The following is a 21,742-nucleotide window of genomic DNA, read 5'->3' as shown; positions in this document are numbered from 1 at the left end:
GTACCCCGGTTCCGTGCCGCCGGCCACCAGTGTCGTAGGACGGGTCACAGCCCGTACTCCTTCCAACGCTTCGTCACCCGATCGGCGACTTCCGGATCCGACTCGACCATCCGCGGCCAGCCGCCGTCGCGCGTGTAGCCCTCCTCGGGCCACTTCGCCGTCGCGTCGATGCCCGCCTTGCCGCCCCAGAACTGCTGGTACGAGGCGTGGTCGAGGTGATCGACCGGGCCCTCGACGACCGTGAGGTCGCGCGCGTAGTCGGTGTTGCCCAGTGCCCGCCAGGACACCTCGTGCAGGTCGTGCACATCGCAGTCGGCGTCCACGATGATGATCAGCTTGGTCAGCGACATCATGTGCGCGCCCCAGATCGCGTGCATGACCTTCTGGGCGTGCTTGGGGTACTTCTTGTCGATCGAGACGATCGCGCAGTTGTGGAAACCGCCGGACTCCGGCAGGTGGTAGTCGACGATGTCCGGCACGATGATCTTCAGCAGCGGCAGGAAGAAACGCTCCGTCGCCCGTCCCAGCGGCCCGTCCTCGGTCGGCGGGCGGCCGACGACGATCGACTGGAGCAGCGGGCGCCGGCGCATCGTCACACAGTCGATGCGCAGGGCCGGGAAGGGCTCCTGCGGCGTGTAGAAGCCGGTGTGGTCGCCGAAGGGACCCTCCGGGAGCATCTCGCCCGGCTCCAGCCAGCCCTCGATCACGACCTCGGCGTTGGCCGGGACCTGGAGCGGAACGGTCTTGCAGTCGACCATCTCCACGCGCTTGCCGGAGAGGAAGCCCGCGAAGAGGTACTCGTCGATGTCGCCCGGCAGCGGCGCGGTCGAGGCGTAGGTCACGGCCGGCGGACAGCCGAAGGCGATGGCGACGGGCAGCCGCTCACCGCGCTTGGCGGCCACCTGGTAGTGGTTGCGGCTGTCCTTGTGGATCTGCCAGTGCATGCCGATGGTGCGCTTGTCGTGGCGCTGGAGGCGGTAGAGGCCGAGGTTGCGGACACCGGTCTCGGGGTGCTTGGTGTGGGTGAGACCGAGGTTGAAGAAGGAGCCGCCGTCCTCGGGCCAGGTGAAGAGCGCGGGCAGCTGGTCGAGGTCGACGTCGTCGCCGGTCAGGACCACTTCCTGGACCGGCGCGCTGTCGGACTTGACCTTCTTCGGCGGTACGTGCGCCATCGCGCCGAGCTTGCCGAAGGCTTCCCGGATGCCGACGAAGCCGTGCGGCAGCTCCGGCTTGAGCAGCCCGCCGATCTTCCCGCTGATCTCGTCGTAGGACGTCAGGCCGAGCGCCTTGAGCAGCCGGCGGTCGGTGCCGAAGACGTTCATGGCGAGCGGCATCGCCGCGCCCTTGACGTTCTCGAAGAGGAGCGCGGGGCCGCCCGCTTTGTTCACTCTGTCGACGATCTCCCCGATTTCCAGGTACGGGTCGACTTCGGCCTTGATGCGCTTGAGGTCACCGTCGCGCTCCAGCGCCCGGAGGAACGAGCGAAGGTCGTCGTAAGCCATGCGTTCCAGTATCAAGCACGCACTACCCTGAACAGGTATCGGGGGCCGCCCGCGGCCCGTAGCGCCACACCCGGGGAGCCCGCCGCCATGCTCAGGTATCTGCCGTTCCTGCTGATCCTGGCGTTGTGGATCTACGCCTTCGTCGACTGCCTGAACACCCCGGAGGACGAGGTGCGCGGCCTGCCGAAGCTGGGCTGGGTGATCGTCATCCTGCTCTTCGGCGAGGTGCTGATAGGGCCGGTGGCCTGGCTGATCGCGGGCCGGCCGCGCGCGGCGGCGGGGGCCGGCGGCGGACGGGGCGGTTCCGGCGGCCGTCGGTGGGTCGCGCCGGACGACAATCCCGAGTTCCTGAAGTCCCTGAAGCCGGATCAGGACGGCGGCCGGGGCGACACGCCGCCCGCCGGCTGAGCGGGAGTGACCTCCCGCCTCCTTACGGCCCAGCGGACCATCACCCGATCAGGTAATAACATCCGCGCACCGAGGCGGGTGCCCCTGTCGAACACCGCCTTGTCACAGCCATTTGGCGCTCCCTTCACGCGTCCTCTCCTGCCGTCGGCACACCCGTGCCGCGAGAGTCCTTCGGGCCAGACTGAGGCCCCACGCGACTTCAGGGAGAGGGACTCGCCATGCCCGACATGACCCGACGCAGACTTCTGGGCTCGGCGGCGGGCGCGGTCGGCGGCGCCGGTGCGCTGTCGCTGCTGCCGGCGAGCGTGCAGCGGGCCGTCGCCGAGAGCGCCGCGGAGCCGGCCCGGCGCGGCTCGCTCCGTGACATCGAGCACGTCGTCCTGCTGATGCAGGAGAACCGGTCCTTCGACCACTACTTCGGCACGCTGAAGGGCGTGCGAGGCTTCGCCGACCCGGACGCCCGGACGCTGCAGGGCGGGCGGAGCGTCTTCCACCAGCCGGACCCGGGGCACCCGGCCGGCCATCTGCTGCCGTTCCGCCTGGACACCCGCAGCACCAGCGCCCAGGCCATCCCCTCCACCAGCCACTCCTGGGCCGTGCAGCACGAGGCGTGGAACGGCGGGCGGATGGACCGCTGGCTGCCCGCCCACCGCAGGGCCGACGGCGCCAACGGCCCGTACGTCATGGGCTACCACTCCCGCGAGGACATTCCCTTCCAGTTCGCGCTGGCCGAGGCGTTCACCCTCTGCGACAACTACTTCTGCTCGGTCCTCGGCCCCACCTGGCCCAACCGGCTCTACTGGATGACCGGCACCATCGACCCCGGCGGCACCCGCGGCGGTCCGGTCATCGACAACACCGCGCCCACGCCGTACCGCTGGACCACCTACGCCGAGCGGCTCCAGGCGGCGGGCGTCAGCTGGCGCGTCTACCAGCAGAAGGACAACTACGGCTGCAACGTGCTGGAGCGGTTCCGGACCTTCAGGGACGCGAAGGCCGGCGATCCGCTGTACGAGCGCGGGATGCGCCGCCTGCCCGAGGGCACCTTCGAGGACGACGCCCGCAACGACCGGCTGCCGGCCGTCTCCTGGGTCATCCCCACCGGCCCGCAGTCCGAACACCCGCGCTACCTGCCGGCGGCGGGCGCCGACTTCGTGGCGAGGAAGATCGAGGCCATCGCCGACAACCCCGCCGTGTGGCGCAAGACCGTCCTCATCCTCAATTACGACGAGAACGACGGGCTCTTCGATCACGTCCCGCCGCCCGTCCCGCCGGCGGGCACGCGGGACGAGTTCGTCGGGGGTCTGCCCATCGGCGGCGGCTTCCGTGTGCCGTGCCTGATCGTCTCGCCGTGGACGGTGGGCGGCTGGGCGGCCGGGGACGCCTTCGACCACACCTCCGTACTGCGGTTCCTGGAGCGCTGGACGGGCGTGCGCGAGCCCAACATCAGCACGTGGCGCCGCCGCACCTTCGGCGACCTGACCTCGGCCTTCGCCTTCGCCTCGGCCGCGTCCGCCCCGCCGAGGCTGCCCCGGGACACCTCGGACCGGCTGGAGCGGGCCAGGCGGGACGTCACCCGCCTGCCCAAGCCCTCGTTCCCCGGCGCCCGCCAGGACCCGCCGGAGCAGGAGAAGGGCAGCCGCCCCCGGCGGTGAGCGCCTCAGCCGGCCGGCTCCCGCCGCTCGTACTCGCGGCGCAGCTCCCGCCACCGGTCGAGCGTCCACGCCGACCAGTCGGCGGGGCGGCCCGCGAGGGCCTCGCGGAGGTACTCGAAGTGGACGTGCCAGCCCGCCAGGCAGTCCAGGCGTACGGAGTCCGCGCCCGGCACCTCGTTGGTGAAGCGCAGCACGGTGCCGCCGCCCGCGGCCGGTTCGAGCTCGAAGCGGACGCGGCCGTGGATGTCGACGGTGTACTCGGCGACGCGGAAGGGCTCCCAGGCGGTGACCTTGCCGGGGGCGACCGTCGAGTGGCCCCGCTCGTCGGTGTTGAGCCAGCGCAGCGTCACCGCGCCGTCCCTGCGGGGCTCCAGGGGGTCGGCGGCGGCGAGCCACGCGGGGAGCACCTCGGGCGTGGCCACGGCCGCCCAGACCTCCTCCACGGGGTACGGGAGGGAGAGGGTGTACCGCAGGGTGTGGGTGCCGTCGTGGATCTCGGACGTGCCGTACGGGGAGGGGGTCTCCATGGGACCACCTCTACCACCGCGGCCCGCCGCCCGCGCTTCGAGTGCGCGGACGGCGGGCCGTGGTGGGACGGGTGACGGTCAGACGCCGGCGTAGGAGTGCTTGCCGGTGACGAAGATGTTCACGCCGTAGTAGTTGAAGATGTAGCAGCCGAAGGCGGCCAGGGCGATGTAGGCGGCCTTGCGGCCCTTCCAGCCGGCGGTGGCGCGGGCGTGCAGGTAGCAGGCGTAGGCGACCCAGGTGATGAAGGACCAGACCTCCTTGGGGTCCCAGCCCCAGTACCGGCCCCAGGCGGCCTCGGCCCAGATCGCGCCGGCGACGATCGTGAACGTCCACAGCGGGAAGACCGTCGCGTTGATGCGGTAGGCCAGCTTGTCGAGGGTGGCGGCGGAGGGCAGGCGCGCCATGGGGTTGTCGGTGTACAGCGCGGTCTTGGCCTTGAGGCGGGCGTACTTGCGGTCCTGCGGCAGCTCGTTCAGGTAGCGGCGCAGGCCGGCGCCGGTGCGGCCCTCGACCAGGCGCGCCTCGTAGCCGTCGCGGAAGAGGTAGAGCAGCGTGGAGCAGGCACCGACCCACAGGGCGGCGCCGGAGATGATCGCGCAGGAGACGTGGATCCACAGCCAGTACGAGTGCAGGGCCGGGACGAGCTGGTCGCTCTCGGTGTAGAGCACGCTCACGGCGAGGCCGAGGTCGAGCAGGATCGTGGTGACCAGCGGCAGGCCGAGCCAGCGCACGTTCTTCTTGGCGACCAGCAGGCCGAGGTAGACGGCCACGACCGTCACGCCGAAGGTCGTGGAGAACTCGTACATGTTGCCCCAGGGCGCCCGCTCCACGGACAGCGCCCGGGTGACCACCGAGCTCGCGTGGAGCAGGAAGGACAGCACGGTCAGCGAGATGGCGATCCGGCCGTAGACGTCGCCCTTCTCGCTGCCGCCCGCGGCGCCGGGCCCGTCGGGCACGTCACGGCTGCCGGCGACGTTGCGGGTGACGACCTTGGGGCGCTCCAGCACGGCGGTGCCGCCGGCCTTGGCACTCGCGGCGGCGGTGCCGCCGGTGGTCTTCGCCTCGGTGGTGATCGCCGCGGCGGTGCGGCCGACGGCGCTGCGACTGCCGAACACCCACTCCGCGATATGGGCGAGGAAGGCCAGGGTGTAGACGGCCATGGCCGAATAGATCAGCACATTGCTGATGTTGGCCATGTTCTCGTTGGCTGCGGCAGCGATGGGGATCACGCGCGCGCTCCTTCGGAGGAATCAGCGGAATCTGCGGCGGGGTCGGGATCGGCGTCGGGGGCGGGCGGGGCGCCGGCCTGGAGCGCGACGGCGAGGTCGGCGAGCTCGTCGCCGAGCTTCGCGGACTCGCTGCGGCCGAGCCCGGCCAGCTCGACGACGGTGTGCCCGTCGTCGCCGCGGACCGCCCGCACCCACACCCGGCGGCGCTGGATGAAGAGGGACCCGGCCACCCCGACCAGGGCGGCGACCGCGCCGGCGAGGGCGGTGGCGTTACCGGGCTGCTGGGAGACCTGGAAGGTGGCCCAGGGCTTGATGGCGTCGAACGTCAGCGTGCCCGCGCCGTCGGGCAGCGTCATCGTGTCACCGACCGCGAGCGCCTGGGCGAACGCGCGGCCGTCCGTGTTCTTGAACTGCTTCATCTTCGACACGTTCAGCTGGTAGACGCTCTGCGGCGTGCCCGCGTCGATGCCCAGGCTGCCGCGGTAGGCGGTCAGGACCAGCCGCGGGTTGTCCAGGGCGGGGAACTGGGAGCGCATCTGACCGGTCCGCAGGTCCAGCGTCGGCACGAAGTTGCCCTTGAAGCCGAGCTGGTCCTTCTTGCCGTTCTTGTCCCGGTAGTCCGGCACCTTGATGATCGTGGACTCGGTGACGTTGTTGTCGAGCGGCAGCGAGGGGGCCGGGCCGCGGAAGGCGATGTCGCCCTTGCCGTCCCGGACGGTGACGATCGGCGCGTAGCCGTGCCCGATGAGGTAGACCTTGGAGCCGCCGGTCTCCAGCGGTTCGTTCACCTTGATCGTGGCCTTGCGCGGCTCGCCGTCGGGGCCGTCCGCGTAGGTGACGTGGGCCTCGTACGTCCGGGGCGTGCCGCGCTGGGGGCCGGTGCGCTCGTAGGTGCCCTCGAAGCCGTCCATGACGAAGCTGAAGGGCTTGAGGTCGTCGGCGCGGAAGAGGGAGCCGGACTTGAAGTCGTCGTACTGCGTGAGGTTGTTGGCGAAGCCGTCGCCCTCGACGATCAGCTTCTGGCCCTCGGACTTCCACAGCTGCCCGGACGCGAAGGCCACGAGCATCACGATCAGCGCGATGTGGAAGACGAGGTTGCCGGCCTCGCGCAGATAGCCCTTCTCGGAGCCGACCGCGTCACCGGAGAGCCGGGTGCGGAACCAGCGCCGCCTGAGGAGCTTCTCCGCCGCGGCCAGCACCCGCTCGGGCTCGGCCTCGGTGCGCCAGGTGGTGTACGCGGGCAGCTTCGTCAGCCGGCGCGGCGCGGCCGGCGGGCGGCCGCGGAGCTGGCCGACGAACTGCCAGGTGCGCGGGACGATGCAGCCGATGAGCGAGACGAACAGCAGGATGTAGATCGCGGAGAACCACACCGAGCCGTAGACGTGGAAGAGGCCGAGCTTGTCGTAGACCGGCGCGACGGTGTCGTGGGCCTTGTGCCACTCCTCGGCCTTCACCGCGTCGACGCTCGTCTGCGGGATCAGCGAACCGGGAATGGTCGCCAGCGAGAGCAGGAACAGCAGGATCAGCGCGACCCGCATCGACGTCAGCTGCCGCCAGAACCAGCGCGTCCAGCCGACGGCCTCCCGTCCCGACCAGGCCAGCCGGCCCAGTGCACCGGGCCGCCGGACGCCGCCGAACGAGCCGGGCACCGCCTGCCCGCTCTCCTCGGCCGGGGCCGTGGACAACTGGGAACCGGCGACGCCGACGTCCTTGTCCTCGTCGGGGGGCGTTGTCTCTGTGCTGTGCATCGATCAGACCTCGGGGACGAAGGAGTCGGACCACTGGCGCATTTCGGCGATCATGTGGTCCCAGGCGCCGGTCAGCAGCAGCACACCGACCGCGACCAGCATGCCGCCACCGATCCGCATGACCCACGCATAGTGCCGCTTGACCCAGCCGAACGCGCCGAGTGCGCGCCGGAAGGCCACCGCGGCGAGTATGAAGGGCAGCCCCAGGCCGAGGCAGTAGGCGAACATCAGCAGCGCGCCGCGCCCGGCACTGCCCTGGTTCATCGCGAGCAGCTGCGCCGAGGCGAGCGTCGGTCCGACGCAGGGCGCCCAGCCGACGCCGAACATCGCGCCCAGCAGCGGCGCGCCGGCCAGCCCCATCGCCGGCTTCCGGTGGAAGCGGAACTCCCGCTGGCCGAAGCGCGCGAGCAGGCCCATGAAGGCGAGGCCCATCAGGATGGTGAGCACTCCGAGGACCTTGGAGATCGTCTCCTGGTAGCGGAGCAGGTCCTGGCCGAAGTTGCCGAAGAGCGCTCCGCCGGAGACGAAGACGGCGCTGAAGCCGAGTACGAAGAGCGAGGCGCCGGCGATCATCCGGCCGCGCCGGGCCTCGGCCATGTCGGTGCCGCTGACGCCGGTGACGTAGGAGAGGTAGCCGGGGACGAGCGGCAGCACGCACGGGGAGAAGAAGGAGACGAGCCCGCCGAGCACCGCCACGGGCAGGGCCAGCAGCAGCGCCCCGGTCAGGACCGTCTGGTTCATGTCCCCGACGGCGGCGAGGGTCGTGACGGCGGTCACCGGGTCACTTCTCCGCGACCAGCGGGTCGAGCGTCTTGCGCAGCTCTTCCTCGCTCAGCGCCTTGATCGCGCGGGCGGCGATCTTTCCGTCCCGGTCGATGAAGACGGTCGAGGGGATGGACTGCGGGTTGAGGCTGCCCTTGGGGAAGCGCAGCAGCAGCTTGCCCGCGGAGTCGTAGAGGCTCGGGTACGGGACCTCGTACTCCTTCTCGAACTTGATCGCCGGGGCGGGGTCGGGGTCGCGGGTGTTGAGCCCGACGAACTGCACGCCCTTGTCCTTGTAGGCGTTGGCGACCGTGACGAGGTTCTTGGCCTCGGCCCGGCAGGGCGAACACCACGAGCCCCAGACGTTCAGGACGACGATCTTGCCCTTGTACTCCTCGGCGATGTCGAGCGCCTTGCCTTCGAGCGTCTTGCCGTCGAGGGCGGGCGCGGCCTGCCGGCCGCTCTTGTCACTGACGACGCTGACGCCCCCGGTGCCCTGCACGAACTGCGTCTGGCCCCCGCTCTTGGGGTTGTCGCCCGAACCGCACGCGGTCAGGGACAGGGCCGCGGCGGCGGCGAAGACGGCCGGCAGGGTGGTACGCCGGCGTGGGACAGGGCGTCGAAAGGCGCGGCAGGCACTCATGTGAAAAGTTTCGCATGGTCCGTTTAGGGATCTTCCGCACCCCCCTCCGGGTCCCCTCGTACGGGTCCGGGCCCGGCCGAGCGGGGCGTGGCCCGGCCCGGCATGCCCGGCCGTCAGTCGCCCTTGGCGCTCCACTTCTGGCCCACGTCGAGCTTGCGCAGCTCCCGCAGGACGTCGGGGTCCTGCGCGTCGAGCCAGTCGACGAACTGCCGGAAGGAGACCATCCGGACGTCCTTGTGCTTGTCGTCGGCGATGTGCTTGATCGCCTCCTCCACGGCGTCCATGTAGATGCCGCCGTTCCACTGCTCGAAGTGGTTGCCGACGAAGAACGGCGCCCGGTTCGTCTCGTACGCGCGCTGGAAGCCGGAGATGTATGCCTCCGTCGCCTGTCGCCGCCACTCCGGGTGCCGGGACTTCGGGCCGCGCGTGGTGTTCTGCGACTGATTGGCGAGGATGTTGTAGTCCATCGACAGGACTTCGAACGAATGGCCGGGAAAGGGCATCTGCTGCAATGGCAGGTCCCACACGCCGCGCTTCTTCTTCGGCCACATCTGGAGTCCGCCCGGCGAACTCGCGTCGTAACGCCAGCCCAGCTTCGCGGCGACCGGCAGCAGATTGCCCTGGCCCAACAGACACGGCGTACGGGCGCCGATGAGTTCCTTGCGGTAATCGAACGGCAGGGGCTCCAGGTCATTGAAGCCGGTATTCGTCCGCCACTCGGTGACGAACGAGATCGCCTGCTCGATCTCGGACTCCCAGTCCTCACCCGTCCAGCCGCCCACCGAGCCGGAACCGGAACAGAAATGTCCGTTGAAGTGGGTGCCGATCTCATGGCCTTCGAGCCACGCCTCGCGCAGATTCTCCAGCGTCGCACGAATGTGCTCGTCGGTGAGATAGCCGATGTCGGATGCGCCGACCGGGTTGTTCGGAGGCTTGTAGAGGTTCTTCTTCGACTCGGGGAGGCAGTAGACCCCGGACAGGAAGAACGTCATCCGCGCTCCGTGGTCCCTGGCCAGCTTCCGGAAGCGCGGGAAGAGACCATTGCCGACCTCACCCGCACCGTCCCAGGAGAAGATCACGAACTGAGGTGGCTTCTGCCCCCGCTCCAGCCGCACGGGCCTGGGCGGCTGGTTGGGCTGCGGCCCGGCGTTGGAGGTGGAGCCGTCACCGATCGGACTCGCCTTCGCCCGCTCGCTCGCCTTCGCCGAGGGTTTCTCGGGTTCGGACCCCGGTGGGCCGGCGCAGCCGGCGACGCCCATCGCGGCGGCCGCGCCCACGCCCATTCCGAGGAGACCTCGTCGGCTGATATCGCGCATGTCGTCTCCGTCCGTACTCGCCGTGCCCTCCACGCGTCTGTCGTCCATATAAAACGACATTGCGTGAGAGGGCGCGCCGAGTACGGCGGTTGCGCATTTTTGCCGGTCTTTACGAGCCTTTACACGACTTTGTAGTGATGATCTTGCGGAGCCCGGCGAACGCCTCCTCGGATACGGCTCAGGCGCCGAACGCCTTCGACCCGCCCTTCACCGGCTTCGCACCCGCCAGAAGGTGCGCCGGCACCAAATCCCGAGCGGGCTCGCTGTATCCGACCGACACGACTTTGTCACCCCTGAAGGTGAACGTCGTCAAGCTCGCCAGCGTGCACTGACGCTTGCGCGGGTCGTGCCACAGCCGACGCCGTTCCGCGTAACTGCGCACGATCCAGATCGGCAGCTGATGGCTGACACAAACGGCCTCATGCCCCCGGGCCGCATCACGCGCCGCTTCCAGCGCGCCCATCATGCGGACCACCTGGTCGATATACGGCTCGCCCCACGACGGACGGAAAGGGTTCGTCAGGTACTTCCAGTTGTCGGGCTTCTTCAGCGCGCCGTCACCGACCCCGAACGTCTTGCCCTCGAAGACGTTCTCCGCCTCGATCAGCCGCCCGTCCGTCGCCAGGTCCAGGCCGTGCGCCTTCGCGATCGGCGTCGCCGTCTCCTGCGCGCGCTCCAGCGGCGAGGCCACCACGTGCGTGATGTTCCGGCCCGCCAGGTGCTCCGCCACCCGGTCGGCCATCCGCAGCCCCAGCTCCGAGAGGTGGTAGCCCGGCTTGCGCCCGTAGAGCACGCCCTCGGGGTTGTGCACCTCGCCGTGCCGCATCAGATGGACGACGGTCAGCTCGTCGCCCTTGGCCCTGCCGGCCCCATTGCTCATATCGGTGGTCATGCCGTCCATCATTCCGTCGCCTCGGCGGCCGCCCGCGCCGCACCCGGCAGAGCCGCCGCGATCCGCTCCACGGCGGCACTGTCGTGGGCCGTCGAGACGAACCACGACTCGAACGCCGACGGCGGCAGGTACACGCCCTGCGCCAGCATCGAGTGGAAGAAGGCATTGAAGCGGAACGCCTGCTGCGCCTTCGCCTGCTCGTAGTCCCGCACCTCGCGGTCGGTGAAGAACACGGAGAACATGTTCGACGCGACCTGCAGGCGGTGCGCCACGCCCTCCTTGGTCAGCGCCGCGCTCACCAGCGTGCGGATCTCCGCCGAGACCGCGTCCACCTTCTCGTACGCCGCGTCGTCCAGCAGCCGCAGCTGCGCCAGGCCCGCCGCCGTGGCGACCGGGTTACCCGAGAGCGTGCCCGCCTGGTAGACCGGGCCCGCCGGCGCCAGGTGCGCCATCACATCGGCGCGGCCGCCGAAGGCCGCCGCCGGGAAGCCGCCGCCCATGACCTTGCCGAAGGTCATCAGGTCGGGCGCGACGCCGTCGACGCCGTACCAGCCCGCCTTGCTCGTACGGAAGCCGGTCATGACCTCGTCCGAGATGAACAGCGCGCCGTTCTTCTCGCAGGCCGACTTCAGCCCCGCGTTGAAGCCCGGCTGCGGCGGCACCACGCCCATGTTGCCCGGCGACGCCTCCGTGATCACGCAGGCGATCTCACCCGGGTGCGCGTGGAACGCCTCGTGCACCGCCTCCAGGTCGTTGTACGGCAGCACGATCGTGTCGCCGGCCTGCGCGCCGGTCACCCCGGGCGTGTCCGGCAGCCCGAACGTCGCGACACCGGAGCCGGCCGCGGCCAGCAGCGCGTCCACGTGGCCGTGGTAGCAGCCGGCGAACTTGATCACCTTGGCGCGGCCCGTGAACCCGCGCGCGAGGCGGATCGCCGACATCGTCGCCTCGGTGCCCGACGACACCAGGCGCACCTGCTCGACCGGCTCGATCCGGGAGACGATCTCCTCGGCCAGCGCGACCTCGCCCTCGCCGGGCGTGCCGAAGGACGTGCCGCGCGACACGGCGTCCTGGACGGCCGCGATCACCTCGGGGTGCGCGTGGCCGAGGATCATCGGCCCCCACGAACACACGAGGTCGACATACTCGCGGCCGTCGGCGTCGGTGAGGTACGGACCGGTACCGGACACCATGAACCTGGGCGTACCGCCCACGGCACGGAACGCGCGCACCGGGGAGTTCACGCCGCCCGGCGTCACGACCGAGGCGCGGTCGAAGAGCGTCTGCGAGACCGGGGCTTCATATGAATAAGACACTTTGATCCTGACCTGCGGAAACGTAGGAAGGGACGGCGGTTGGCCGCGCGCCCCGGCTGGCAGCGGTGCGGAGTTCCCCTCGCTCGCGACCGGGCGTCAGCCCCCGCGCGTCTGCGAGACTGGGGCATCACATGGGTAGCTCACGCTAGCCATGGTCTCAGAGCCGGGCGGGGAGTCGTCTTCGGGCGTTTCACATGCTGTGCACGGGGGAGGTCTCTGAGACGATGATCGGGTTGCGCGGCGGGGGCTGCCCTGCGTAAAAAAGCGGTCGGGTGGAGATATGCATCGCGGTGGCGGACTGGGCGAGGGCACCGATGACCTGGGCCCCGAGCGAGCCCAGAGCTCCCGCAGGGGGCGCCACAGGGGGCGGCGAGAAGAGGAAAGCGCGGACAACAGGAGCAGTGGCCGGATGGGGGTGACCTACAAGTACTTCGGGGCCCCCGACGGAGCCAGCGCGGCCCGCGTCCCCATTTCCATGCGCCCGGAGGAGCTCGGCGGCGACGAGCTCGGCATGGGCGGCATGTTCACCAGGATCAAGCCCGAGACGGTGGCCGCGATGGTCCTCACCGGCATCGAGGGCATACCCCTGCACAAGGTCCCCCCGCTCGAACTGGTCGTCCTCCATCCCGACTACGCCGTCGTCAAGCTCCCCATGACCGTGGTCGACCCCCTCCGCGGCATCGGCGAGGAATCCGTCGGAGCGGCCGCGTTCATCTGGTCCACGGTCCCCGACCGCGGCGGCCCGCGCGACGCCTTCTCGGTCTACCAGCTCCTGCACGAATGGCAGGACTTCTCCCGCCGCCTGCACGAGAACGGCCACCAGCCCTACTGCCTCGTCTGGCCCTGAGCCCCGCACCCTTACGCTGCGGACATGCTCACCGCACGCTCCATCGCCCTCTTCCTTCTCGCCGCTCTCCTGGAGATCGGCGGCGCCTGGCTCGTCTGGCAGGGCGTCCGGGAGCACCGGGGCTGGGCGTGGATCGGCGCCGGCGTCCTGGCCCTGGGTGCCTACGGGTTCGTCGCCACCCTCCAGCCCGACGCCGACTTCGGACGCATCCTCGCCGCCTACGGCGGGATCTTCGTCGCCGGCTCGCTCGCCTGGGGCATGGCCGCCGACGGCTACCGCCCCGACCGCTACGACGTCCTCGGCGCCCTGGTCTGCCTGATCGGGGTCGCGATCATCATGTACGTACCGCGCGACCGCTGACTGTGACGCCGGGGACAGCCACCCGTACGGGCCTGCACATATCCTGCGCACGGATCACCCACGTCGCTTGCGCCTCAGGAGGCCCATCATGAGCACCCGCACTGCCGTCATCACCGGCGCGAGCAGCGGCATCGGCGCCGCCACCGCCCGCCGGCTGGCCGCCGAGGGCTACCGCGTCGTGCTCACCGCCCGCCGCGAGGACCGCATCGAGGCCCTCGCCGCAGAGCTCACCGAGGCGGGCCACGAGGCCGTCGCGCACGTCCTGGACGTCACCGACCCCGCCGCCGTCACGGCCTTCGCCGACTCCCTCGGCGACTCCGTCGACGTCCTGGTCAACAACGCCGGCGGCGCGCTCGGCGCCGACCCGGTCGCGACCGCCGACGCCGCCGACTGGCGCACGATGTACGAGGTCAACGTCCTGGGCGCGCTCCACGTCACCCAGGCCCTGCTCCCGCGCCTGCGCCGTGCCACCGACGGCGGAACGGTCCTGATGGTCTCCTCCACCGCCGGCCTCGCCACCTACGAGGGCGGCGGCGGCTACGTCGCGGCCAAGCACGGCTCCCACGTGATGGCCGAGACGCTCCGCCTGGAGCTGTGCGGGGAGCCCGTACGCGTCATCGAGATCGCCCCCGGCATGGTCAGGACCGACGAGTTCGCGGTCAACCGCTTCGGCGGCGACAAGGACAAGGCCGACGCCGTCTACGCGGGCGTGGCCGAGCCGCTGACCGCCGACGACGTCGCCGACACGATCGCCTGGACCGTCACCCGGCCGCCCCACGTCAACATCGACCTGCTGGTGGTCCGGCCCCGCGCCCAGGCGTCCAACTACAAGGTCCACCGTACGAGCTGACGTCCCACCGGTTCTCTACGAGAGGAGCGCCTTCGTGCGCGTCATCGCCTTCGACCACCTCGTGCTCAACGTCTCCGACGTCGAGCGCGCCCTCGCCTTCTACACCGGCCCGCTCGGCCTGGAGCCCGTACGCGCCGACGAGTGGCGCGCGGGCACCGTGTCGTTCCCGTCCGTGCGCGTCTCCCCCACGACCATCATCGACCTCGTGCACCGCGAGCGCGGCGAGTCCAACGTCGACCACATCTGCCTGGTCGTCGAGCCACTGGACTGGCAGTCGGTCGTCGACGCCGGCACCTTCACGGTCGTCGACGGCCCCGGCAGGCGCTACGGCGCCCGCGGCGACGCCGAGTCCCTGTACGTCCTGGACCCGGACGGCAACACGGTCGAGCTGCGGTGGTACCCGCAGGACACCCGGCCGTGAAAAAGGGCCCGGCACCCCGCGAGGGGTGCCGGGCGCCGGGCGGTCAGCCCTTCACACAGACGACCTGCTTGAGCTTGGCCACCACCTCGACCAGGTCCCTCTGCTGCTCCATGACCTGCTCGATCGGCTTGTACGCGGCAGGGATCTCGTCCACCACGCCGAAGTCCTTGCGGCACTCGACGCCCCGCGTCTGCTCCTCCAGGTCCTGCGCGGTGAAGCGCTTCTTCGCGGCGTTGCGGCTCATCCTCCGGCCCGCGCCGTGGGAGGCGGAGTTGAAGGAGGCGGCGTTGCCGAGGCCCTTCACGATGTAGGAGCCGGTGCCCATCGAGCCCGGGATGATGCCGAACTCGCCGCCGCCCGCGCGGATCGCTCCCTTGCGGGTGACGAGCAGGTCCATGCCGTCGTAGGTCTCCTCGGCCACGTAGTTGTGGTGACAGGAGATGACCGGCTCGAAGGTCACCTTGGCCTTCTTGAACTCCTTGCGGACGACGTCCTTGAAGAGCGCCATCATCAGTTCGCGATTGTGCTTCGCGTACTCCTGCGCCCAGAACAGGTCGTGCCGGTAGGCCGCCATCTGCGGGGTGTCCGCGATGAAGACCGCGAGGTCACGGTCGATCAGGTTCTGGTTGTGCGGCAGCTTCTGCGCCTGCCCGATGTGGTACTCGGCCAGCTCCTTGCCGATGTTGCGGGAGCCCGAGTGCAGCATCAACCAGACCGAACCTGTCTCATCGAGACAGAACTCAATGAAGTGATTACCGGATCCAAGCGTTCCCATCTGCTTCGTCGCTCGCCCCTGACGGAATTTGACCGCTTCCGCGACCCCGTCGAACCGCCGCCAGAAGTCGTCCCACCCCGCCGTGGCCACCCCGTGCAGCCGGCCCGGATCCACCGCGTCGTCGTGCATCCCACGGCCCACCGGAATCGCCTGCTCGATCTTCGACCGCAGCCGCGAGAGGTCGCCGGGCAGGTCGTTCGCCGTCAGCGACGTCCTGACGGCCGACATCCCGCAGCCGATGTCCACACCGACCGCCGCCGGGCACACCGCGCCCCGCATCGCGATCACGGAGCCGACCGTCGCACCCTTGCCGAAGTGGACGTCGGGCATGACCGCGAGGCCCTTGATCCACGGCAGGGTGGAGACGTTGCGCAGCTGCTGCATGGCGACGTCCTCGACCGTGGCCGGGTCGGCCCACATGCGGATCGGAACCCGGGCGCCGGACACCTCGGTGTAGGTCATGATTTTCCCCATTACCCCGTAAAAGAAAGATAACGCAAAAGCCGGACAAATCTCACGATTCACGACAGTGAACCGGCAGATGCGGCGGCACGTGCGGTAGACATACTGTCCGGCCGCCACCACAGCGGCGGCAACACGTTTTCGGGCGAGAGGAGCCACGGACAGTGCAGCGAAGGGCGTACGCACCGGCCGCCGCACTGGCTGCGGCCGTGCTCACCGCGAGCCTCGCCGCGTGCAGCGGCGCGTCCGGCGGGGACGGCTCGGGCGAGGACGCGAAATCCGGCAACCCCGGCTCGACGGCCCCCGCCGCCGAGCCCGGCAAGTACCGCGGCCTGCCCGAGCCGTGCGGCTACGTGAGCCGCGACACCCTGCGCCGCCTGCTGCCCACCGAGGACGACAGCGACCCGGAGGCCGAGAAGCTCTACAAGGGCCAGGCCGCCATCACCTACGACACCGACCGCCGCACCGGCTGCCGCTGGCGGCTGGAGACCCCCGAGGGCACCCGCCACCTCTCGGTCGACTTCGAGCGCGTGGTGTCGTACCAGCCGGGCGTCAGCGACGAGCAGCGCGCGAAGGAGCTGTACGAGCGCCAGGCCGCGGCCGCCCACATCCCGGCCTCGTCCGCCTCCGGCACCCCGTCGGCGACGCCGAGCGCGAGCGCGAGCGGCGGCGCCCACCCGCAGGGCGGCTCCGCCGGCGAGAAGCCCGCCGCGTCGGGCTCGCCCTCTTCCGCTCCCTCCGGCCCCAGCAGCCCCCCGGCCGACGCGGGCCGCTTCGCCCCGCGCGTCCTCGACGACCTCGGCGACGACGCGTTCGTCGACGACAAGCTGAACACCACGGGCTCCGGCGTGCACCGGGACATCTCGATCGTCTTCCGGTCCGCGAACGTCCTGGTGAGCATCGCCTACGACCAGTGGTCGCCCGACAAGCGCCACGAACCGAAGAGCGAGGACCTCCAGGGCGGGGCCCACGCCCTGGCCCGCGAGCTCGACGCCGGGCACTTCGGCAATTAGCCCGGCGAGTAACGCCCCACCTCGACCACCGCCGCGCGTCGGCCGCGTACCGTGCCGATCAGAAACGGGCGACGAACCCTTTCGGCAGCCCGCCCCACTCGACACTGACCGAGCGAAGGACCCATGCACCGAACAGCCCCGCGACTCGCCCGAATCCTCGCCTGCGCCGCAGTACCGGTGATGCTCGTCGCCACCGGCTGCTCGGACGACGACGGCGGCGGCGCCAAGAAGGCGTCCGCCACGCCCTCCAAGGCGGCGCCCAGCGCCTCGGCGACCACCAAGGCCGCGACCTTCGCCAAGCTGCCGGACGTGTGCAGGACCGTCTCGGAGAAGACGGTCGACAAGCTGGTGCCGAAGGCGAAGAAGAAGGAGGGCGAGGCCCTCCCCGCCACCGACGCCAACGACTCGGCCAGCTGCTTCTGGAACGGCCTGAACGACGAGGACGCCAAGGACCTCCAGTTCCGCACCCTGACCATCTCGCTGAAGCGCTTCACGGCCGACCCGACGCTGGGCTCGGGCGAGAAGCGCGCCGAGGCGTTCGTCGGGCAGCGGACCACCAAGGCGGCCACGGAGGACGGCGCCAAGGAGGCGAAGACCGAGAAGGTCTCCGGCATCGGCGACGAGGCGAACAGCGTGGCCTCGGACTACCGCAAGGACGACGACGACTACCGCAACGCGATCGTCGTCACCCGTAACGCCAACGTCGTGATCACCGTGAAGTACAGCGGCGCGGGCTACCAGGGCGCGAAGAACCCGGACGCGGGCGACCTGATGAAGGACGCGCAGAGCGCGGCGAAGGAGGCCGTCACCTCGGTCGCCGACGCGAACAAGAAGTAGCGGCCGTACGGCGAAGGGCCGCCCCCCGGATCACCGGGTGGCGGCCCTTCGGCCGTCGGCGAGCGGTTACGCGCCCAGGAGCTTGCGCACCCGGTCGGCACCCACGGCCAGCAGCAGCGTGGGCAGCCGCGGGCCGGTGTCCCGCCCGACCAGCAGGTGGTAGAGCAGCGCGAAGAAGGACCGCTGGGCGACCTTCAGCTCCGGCGTCGGCTTGGCATCGGGCTCCAGCCCGGCCTGGACCTTCGGCACGCCGTAGACGAGCGTGGTGAGCCCGTCGAGCGACCAGTGGTCGTCCAGGCCCGCCAGCAGCAGGCGCAGCGATTCGCGGGCCTGCTCGTCGAGCGTGGCGAGGTGCTCGGTGTCGGGCTCCTCGCGCACGATCGTGCGGGACTCGGCCGGGACCTGGGTGTTGATCCAGTGCTCGGCCCGGTCCAGGCGGGGACGGACCTCGTCGAGGCCGGTGACCGGGTTGGCCGGGTCGAGGTCGCTCAGGATCCGCAGGGTCTGCTCGTCGTGGCCGGCGGTGATGTCCACGACCGAGGCGAGCGTGCGGTACGGCAGCGGGCGCGGCGTGCGGGGCAGCTCGCCGGCGGCCGTCCGCGCGGCGCGGGAGTGCGCGGCGGCGTCGGCCGGCAGCACGCTGCCGTCGGCGACCTTGGCCTCCAGCTTGTCCCACTCGTCGTACAGCCGCTGGATCTCCTGGTCGAAGGCGATCTTGAAGGACTGGTTGGGCCTGCGGCGCGCGTACAGCCAGCGCAGCAGCGGCGCCTCCATGATCTTCAGCGCGTCGCCGGGGGTGGGGACGCCGCCCTTGGAGGAGGACATCTTGGCCATGCCGCTGATGCCGACGAAGGCGTACATCGGGCCGATCGGCTGCTCGCCGCCGAAGACCTTGCGGACGATCTGGCCACCGACGACGAAGGACGAGCCGGGCGAGGAGTGGTCGACGCCGGAGGGCTCGAAGATCACGCCTTCGTAGGCCCAGCGCATCGGCCAGTCGACCTTCCAGACCAGCTTGCCGCGGTTGAACTCGTTGAGCAGCACGGTCTCGGAGTGGCCGCACACGCAGGTGTAGGCCAGCTCGGTGCTCTCGTCGTCGTACGCGGTGACGGTGGTGAGATCCTTCTCGCACACGCCGCAGTACGGCTTGTACGGGAAGTAGCCCGCGCCGGAGCCGCTGCCGTCGTCCTCGGCGGCCGCGCCGGAGCCCTCGGCGGCCTCCAGCTCGGCCTCGTCGACCGGCTTCTGCTGCTTCTTCGCGGCCTGTGCCGGGTCCTTCTTCGTCCGGTACTGGTCGAGGATGGCGTCGATGTCGCCGCGGTGCTTCATCGCGTGCAGGACCTGCTCGCGGTAGACACCGGAGGTGTACTGCTCGGTCTGGCTGATCGGGTCGTACGCGACGCCCAGCTCGGCCAGCGCCTCCACCATGGCGGCCTTGAAGTGCTCGGCCCAGTTCGGGTACGCCGAGCCGGCCGGGGCGGGGACGGAGGTCAGGGGCTTGCCGATGTGGTCGGCCCAGGACTCGTCGATACCGGGGACGCCGCCCGGCACCTTGCGGTAGCGGTCGTAGTCGTCCCAGGAGATCAGGTGACGGACCTCGTGCCCGCGGCGCCGGATCTCGTCCGCGACCAGGTGCGGGGTCATGACCTCGCGCAGGTTGCCGAGGTGGATCGGGCCGGAGGGGGACAGGCCGGAGGCAACGACGATCGGTTTGCCGGGGGCACGGCGCTCCGCTTCGGCAATGACCTCGTCGGCGAAACGGGAGACCCAATCGGCCTCGGTGCTCTGAGCCTGAGCCACGGCACTTCCTTCCTTACGGTCCTGGCATGACCATTGTCCCAGACGGAAGGGGCGGCTCCGGGGTTGCTCGCGGCCGGGCGAAATAGGATCCCGGGCCGCGAGGGGCGCGTGGGATACTCGATGGCATCACTTTTGCCCTCTACCGGAATGGCACCCACCCCATGGCTTCGGTTCCTTCCCTCGCTTCCTCGCTCCACCAGCGCATCGCGGACGCTCTCTCGGCAGCCCTGCCGGAGGCCGGGACCGCCGACCCGCTGCTGCGACGAAGCGACCGGGCCGATTTCCAGGCCAACGGGATGCTGGCGCTCGCCAAGAAGCTGAAGGGCAACCCGCGCGAGCTGGCGGCCAAGGTCGTCGAGGGCCTGCCCGCCGGCGACCTGATCCAGGACGTCGAGGTCTCCGGCCCCGGCTTCCTCAACATCACGATCACCGACAAGGCGATCGTGGAGACCCTCGCCGCGCGCGCGGCCGACGACCGCCTCGGCGTGCCGTTCGCCGAGCACCCGGGCACCACGGTCATCGACTACGCCCAGCCGAACGTGGCCAAGGAGATGCACGTCGGCCACCTGCGCAACTCCGTGATCGGCGACGCGGTCGTACGGATCCTGGAGTTCTCCGGCGAGACGGTCGTGCGCCGGCACCACATCGGCGACTGGGGCACCCAGTTCGGCATGCTCATCCAGTACCTGATCGAGCACCCGCACGAGCTGGACCACAAGGGCGAGGTCTCCGGCGAGGAGGCCATGTCCTCCCTCAACCGGCTGTACAAGGCGTCGCGGACGCTCTTCGACTCCGACGAGGAGTTCAAGGCCCGCGCCCGGCGCCGGGTGGTCGACCTGCAGGCGGGTGACGAGGAGACCCTCGCGCTGTGGCAGCGGTTCGTCGACGAGTCGAAGATCTACTTCTACTCGGTCTTCGACAAGCTCGACGTGGCGATCCGCGACGAGGACATCGTCGGTGAGTCGGGTTACAACCACATGCTCGCCGAGACCTGCCGGCTCCTGGAGGAGTCCGGTGTGGCCGTGCGTTCCAACGGCGCGCTCTGTGTCTTCTTCGACGACGTCAAGGGCCCGGACGGCAACCCCTCGCCGCTGATCGTCCAGAAGTCCGACGGCGGCTTCGGCTACGCGGCCACGGACCTGTCCGCGATCCGCGACCGGGTGGGCAACCTGAAGGCCGACACCCTGCTGTACGTGGTGGACGCCCGTCAGTCCCTGCACTTCAAGATGGTCTTCGAGACCGCGCGCCGGGCCGGCTGGCTGACCGGCGAGGTCAAGGCCGTCCAGCTCGGTTTCGGCACGGTGCTCGGCAAGGACGGCAAGCCGTTCAAGACGCGTGAGGGCGAGACGGTCCGGCTGGTCGACCTGCTCGACGAGGCGATCGACCGCGCGACGGCCGTGGTCCGGGAGAAGAGCGAGAAGCTCGGACTCACGGAGGAGGAGATCGCCGAGCGCGGCACCCAGGTCGGCATCGGCGCGGTGAAGTACGCGGACCTGTCGACGTCCGTCTCCCGCGACTACAAGTTCGACCTGGACCAGATGGTGTCCCTCAACGGCGACACCAGCGTCTACCTCCAGTACGCGTACGCCCGGATCCAGTCGATCCTCCGCAAGGCGGGCGAGGCCCGGCCGGCCGCCCACCCGGAGCTCGCGCTGGCCCCGGCCGAGCGCGCGCTGGGCATGCACCTGGACCAGTTCGGGGAGAACCTCGCCGAGGTCAGGACCTCCTACGAGCCGCACAAGCTCGCCGGGTACCTCTACCAGCTGGCCTCGCACCTCACGACGTTCTACGACCAGTGCCCGGTCCTCAAGGCGGACACCCCGCAGCAGGTCGAGAACCGCCTCTTCCTCTGCGACCTGACGGCCCGCACCCTGCGTCAGGGCATGGGCCTGCTGGGCATCCGGACGCCCGAGCAGCTGTAGTTCACGAGCTCACCGGGGGCGGGGCGGGCACCCCGTCCCCCAGCTCGAACCAGATCAATTTCCCCGTCAGCCCCTGGGGTTGGTCCCGCAGCGCGAATCCGCCCCAGCTGTCCGCGTAGCGCATCACCAGTCCGAGCCCTCTGCCGCGCTCGGCCTCACCGTCCGGCAGGGCGGCCTTGGCCGGCCCGGGGAGCTTGGGGTTGGTGTCCCACACGGTCACCCGTACGCGTGTCCCCTCCCGCCGCACGCGCACGGAGGCGGGCCCGTCGGAGTAGCGGTAGGCGTTGGTGACCAGCTCGGACGTCAGCAGTTCGGCGGTCTCGGCGACTTCGGCGTAGCCGTGCTGCTGGAAGATGGTGCGCAGGGTGCGCCGCGCGATGCAGGGCGCGAGCGGATCGCAGGGGACCTGGAGGGTGTACTCCCAGTCGTCGCCGCTCTCTGGGTCGTTGCTCATGG

At 70.3% G+C, this 21,742-nt stretch carries 21 protein-coding genes; 9 read left to right on the top strand and 12 right to left on the bottom strand.

Annotation, left to right across the window (positions count from 1 at the left end):
* Positions 1–44: 44 nt before the first annotated feature.
* Positions 45–1,502 (bottom strand): menaquinone biosynthesis decarboxylase, encoded by a 1,458-nt coding sequence (locus J7E86_RS12670; protein ID WP_215081714.1) that lies wholly within the window; start codon positions 1,500–1,502, stop codon positions 45–47.
* 87 nt (positions 1,503–1,589) lie between these two features.
* Here J7E86_RS12670 and J7E86_RS12665 point away from each other — a divergent pair, with 87 nt between their 5' ends.
* Positions 1,590–1,910 (top strand): PLD nuclease N-terminal domain-containing protein, encoded by a 321-nt coding sequence (locus tag J7E86_RS12665; protein ID WP_215081713.1) that lies wholly within the window; start codon positions 1,590–1,592, stop codon positions 1,908–1,910.
* A 218-nt stretch (positions 1,911–2,128) separates the two neighbouring features.
* Entirely contained in the window at positions 2,129–3,565 is a 1,437-nt protein-coding gene (locus J7E86_RS12660) for an alkaline phosphatase family protein (protein WP_215081712.1), read from the top strand.
* A gap of 5 nt (positions 3,566–3,570) precedes the next feature.
* On the opposite strand, the gene J7E86_RS12655 is transcribed toward J7E86_RS12660, so the two are convergent.
* The 8 genes from J7E86_RS12655 to hemL all read right to left on the bottom strand — a co-directional run bounded on the left by J7E86_RS12655 (position 3,571) and on the right by hemL (position 11,999).
* The gene (locus J7E86_RS12655) at positions 3,571–4,092 is read right to left on the bottom strand and encodes an SRPBCC domain-containing protein (RefSeq protein ID WP_215081711.1); all 522 of its coding nucleotides are present in this window, start codon (positions 4,090–4,092) and stop codon (positions 3,571–3,573) included.
* A 78-nt stretch (positions 4,093–4,170) separates the two neighbouring features.
* Complete coding sequence (gene ccsB, locus J7E86_RS12650; RefSeq protein ID WP_215081725.1) at positions 4,171–5,319, bottom strand: c-type cytochrome biogenesis protein CcsB; 1,149 nt, start codon at positions 5,317–5,319, stop codon at positions 4,171–4,173.
* Entirely contained in the window at positions 5,319–7,070 is a 1,752-nt protein-coding gene (locus J7E86_RS12645; protein WP_215081710.1) for a cytochrome c biogenesis protein ResB, read from the bottom strand. Before J7E86_RS12645 ends, ccsB begins: the two co-directional genes overlap by 1 nt.
* A 3-nt stretch (positions 7,071–7,073) precedes the next feature.
* Complete coding sequence (locus tag J7E86_RS12640; RefSeq protein WP_215081724.1) at positions 7,074–7,811, bottom strand: cytochrome c biogenesis CcdA family protein; 738 nt, start codon at positions 7,809–7,811, stop codon at positions 7,074–7,076.
* Between the two features lie 40 nt (positions 7,812–7,851).
* Positions 7,852–8,475, bottom strand: coding sequence for a TlpA disulfide reductase family protein (locus J7E86_RS12635; RefSeq protein ID WP_215081709.1), 624 nt, complete (start codon positions 8,473–8,475; stop codon positions 7,852–7,854).
* A gap of 113 nt (positions 8,476–8,588) precedes the next feature.
* Complete coding sequence (locus J7E86_RS12630) at positions 8,589–9,791, bottom strand: hypothetical protein (protein WP_215081708.1); 1,203 nt, start codon at positions 9,789–9,791, stop codon at positions 8,589–8,591.
* Positions 9,792–9,969: 178 nt separating this feature from the next.
* Positions 9,970–10,671 (bottom strand): histidine phosphatase family protein, encoded by a 702-nt coding sequence (locus tag J7E86_RS12625; protein ID WP_215081723.1) that lies wholly within the window; start codon positions 10,669–10,671, stop codon positions 9,970–9,972.
* A gap of 20 nt (positions 10,672–10,691) precedes the next feature.
* The gene (gene hemL / locus J7E86_RS12620) at positions 10,692–11,999 is read right to left on the bottom strand and encodes a glutamate-1-semialdehyde 2,1-aminomutase (RefSeq protein ID WP_215081707.1); all 1,308 of its coding nucleotides are present in this window, start codon (positions 11,997–11,999) and stop codon (positions 10,692–10,694) included.
* Between the two features lie 280 nt (positions 12,000–12,279).
* Here hemL and J7E86_RS12615 point away from each other — a divergent pair, with 280 nt between their 5' ends.
* From J7E86_RS12615 to J7E86_RS12600, 4 genes are all read left to right on the top strand, one after another.
* On the top strand, positions 12,280–12,846 hold the full coding sequence (locus J7E86_RS12615) for a hypothetical protein (RefSeq protein WP_215081706.1): 567 nt from the start codon (positions 12,280–12,282) through the stop codon (positions 12,844–12,846).
* 24 nt (positions 12,847–12,870) lie between these two features.
* Entirely contained in the window at positions 12,871–13,206 is a 336-nt protein-coding gene (locus tag J7E86_RS12610) for a YnfA family protein (RefSeq protein ID WP_215081705.1), read from the top strand.
* An 88-nt stretch (positions 13,207–13,294) separates the two neighbouring features.
* The gene (locus J7E86_RS12605) at positions 13,295–14,056 is read left to right on the top strand and encodes an SDR family oxidoreductase (protein WP_215081704.1); all 762 of its coding nucleotides are present in this window, start codon (positions 13,295–13,297) and stop codon (positions 14,054–14,056) included.
* Between the two features lie 34 nt (positions 14,057–14,090).
* Positions 14,091–14,477: a VOC family protein gene (locus tag J7E86_RS12600; RefSeq protein ID WP_215081703.1), complete on the top strand. Its 387-nt coding sequence runs from the start codon at positions 14,091–14,093 to the stop codon at positions 14,475–14,477.
* A 43-nt stretch (positions 14,478–14,520) separates the two neighbouring features.
* Here J7E86_RS12600 and J7E86_RS12595 read toward each other — a convergent pair whose 3' ends face one another.
* Entirely contained in the window at positions 14,521–15,714 is a 1,194-nt protein-coding gene (locus tag J7E86_RS12595) for an RtcB family protein (protein WP_215081702.1), read from the bottom strand.
* A gap of 164 nt (positions 15,715–15,878) precedes the next feature.
* Here J7E86_RS12595 and J7E86_RS12590 point away from each other — a divergent pair, with 164 nt between their 5' ends.
* Entirely contained in the window at positions 15,879–16,727 is an 849-nt protein-coding gene (locus J7E86_RS12590; protein WP_215081701.1) for a hypothetical protein, read from the top strand.
* A gap of 123 nt (positions 16,728–16,850) precedes the next feature.
* Positions 16,851–17,564, top strand: a complete 714-nt coding sequence (locus J7E86_RS12585) for a hypothetical protein (RefSeq protein WP_215081700.1) — start codon at positions 16,851–16,853, stop codon at positions 17,562–17,564.
* Between the two features lie 66 nt (positions 17,565–17,630).
* Here the strand turns inward: J7E86_RS12585 and lysS are convergent, their stop codons facing one another.
* Positions 17,631–19,364, bottom strand: coding sequence for a lysine--tRNA ligase (lysS, locus tag J7E86_RS12580; RefSeq protein WP_215081699.1), 1,734 nt, complete (start codon positions 19,362–19,364; stop codon positions 17,631–17,633).
* Between the two features lie 161 nt (positions 19,365–19,525).
* Between lysS and argS the strand changes: the two genes are divergently transcribed.
* Positions 19,526–21,286: an arginine--tRNA ligase gene (argS, locus tag J7E86_RS12575; protein WP_215081698.1), complete on the top strand. Its 1,761-nt coding sequence runs from the start codon at positions 19,526–19,528 to the stop codon at positions 21,284–21,286.
* Between the two features lies 1 nt (position 21,287).
* Here the strand turns inward: argS and J7E86_RS12570 are convergent, their stop codons facing one another.
* On the bottom strand, positions 21,288–21,740 hold the full coding sequence (locus tag J7E86_RS12570) for an ATP-binding protein (protein ID WP_215081697.1): 453 nt from the start codon (positions 21,738–21,740) through the stop codon (positions 21,288–21,290).
* Positions 21,741–21,742: the final 2 nt, after the last annotated feature.

It is taken from the genome of Streptomyces sp. ISL-11, assembly GCF_018614525.1.
GTDB lineage: Bacteria > Actinomycetota > Actinomycetes > Streptomycetales > Streptomycetaceae > Streptomyces.
Note: the sequence above shows the minus strand (reverse complement) of the source record. Positions and strands in the feature narration are given on the sequence as shown.

Bases quoted from the DNA above. Each gene is read 5' to 3' on its own strand.
- J7E86_RS12670 (WP_215081714.1), bottom strand. From the start codon at position 1,502: ATGGCTTACGACGACCTTCGCTCGTTCCTCCGGGCGCTGGAGCGCGAC.
- J7E86_RS12610 (WP_215081705.1), top strand. From the start codon at position 12,871: ATGCTCACCGCACGCTCCATCGCCCTCTTCCTTCTCGCCGCTCTCCTG.
- J7E86_RS12605 (WP_215081704.1), top strand. From the start codon at position 13,295: ATGAGCACCCGCACTGCCGTCATCACCGGCGCGAGCAGCGGCATCGGC.
- J7E86_RS12640 (WP_215081724.1), bottom strand. From the start codon at position 7,811: ATGAACCAGACGGTCCTGACCGGGGCGCTGCTGCTGGCCCTGCCCGTG.
- J7E86_RS12585 (WP_215081700.1), top strand. From the start codon at position 16,851: ATGCACCGAACAGCCCCGCGACTCGCCCGAATCCTCGCCTGCGCCGCA.
- J7E86_RS12625 (WP_215081723.1), bottom strand. From the start codon at position 10,671: ATGAGCAATGGGGCCGGCAGGGCCAAGGGCGACGAGCTGACCGTCGTC.
- J7E86_RS12645 (WP_215081710.1), bottom strand. From the start codon at position 7,070: ATGCACAGCACAGAGACAACGCCCCCCGACGAGGACAAGGACGTCGGC.
- J7E86_RS12660 (WP_215081712.1), top strand. From the start codon at position 2,129: ATGCCCGACATGACCCGACGCAGACTTCTGGGCTCGGCGGCGGGCGCG.
- argS (WP_215081698.1), top strand. From the start codon at position 19,526: ATGGCTTCGGTTCCTTCCCTCGCTTCCTCGCTCCACCAGCGCATCGCG.
- J7E86_RS12655 (WP_215081711.1), bottom strand. From the start codon at position 4,092: ATGGAGACCCCCTCCCCGTACGGCACGTCCGAGATCCACGACGGCACC.
- J7E86_RS12570 (WP_215081697.1), bottom strand. From the start codon at position 21,740: ATGAGCAACGACCCAGAGAGCGGCGACGACTGGGAGTACACCCTCCAG.
- J7E86_RS12595 (WP_215081702.1), bottom strand. From the start codon at position 15,714: ATGACCTACACCGAGGTGTCCGGCGCCCGGGTTCCGATCCGCATGTGG.
- J7E86_RS12635 (WP_215081709.1), bottom strand. From the start codon at position 8,475: ATGAGTGCCTGCCGCGCCTTTCGACGCCCTGTCCCACGCCGGCGTACC.
- J7E86_RS12665 (WP_215081713.1), top strand. From the start codon at position 1,590: ATGCTCAGGTATCTGCCGTTCCTGCTGATCCTGGCGTTGTGGATCTAC.
- J7E86_RS12615 (WP_215081706.1), top strand. From the start codon at position 12,280: ATGCATCGCGGTGGCGGACTGGGCGAGGGCACCGATGACCTGGGCCCC.
- J7E86_RS12630 (WP_215081708.1), bottom strand. From the start codon at position 9,791: ATGCGCGATATCAGCCGACGAGGTCTCCTCGGAATGGGCGTGGGCGCG.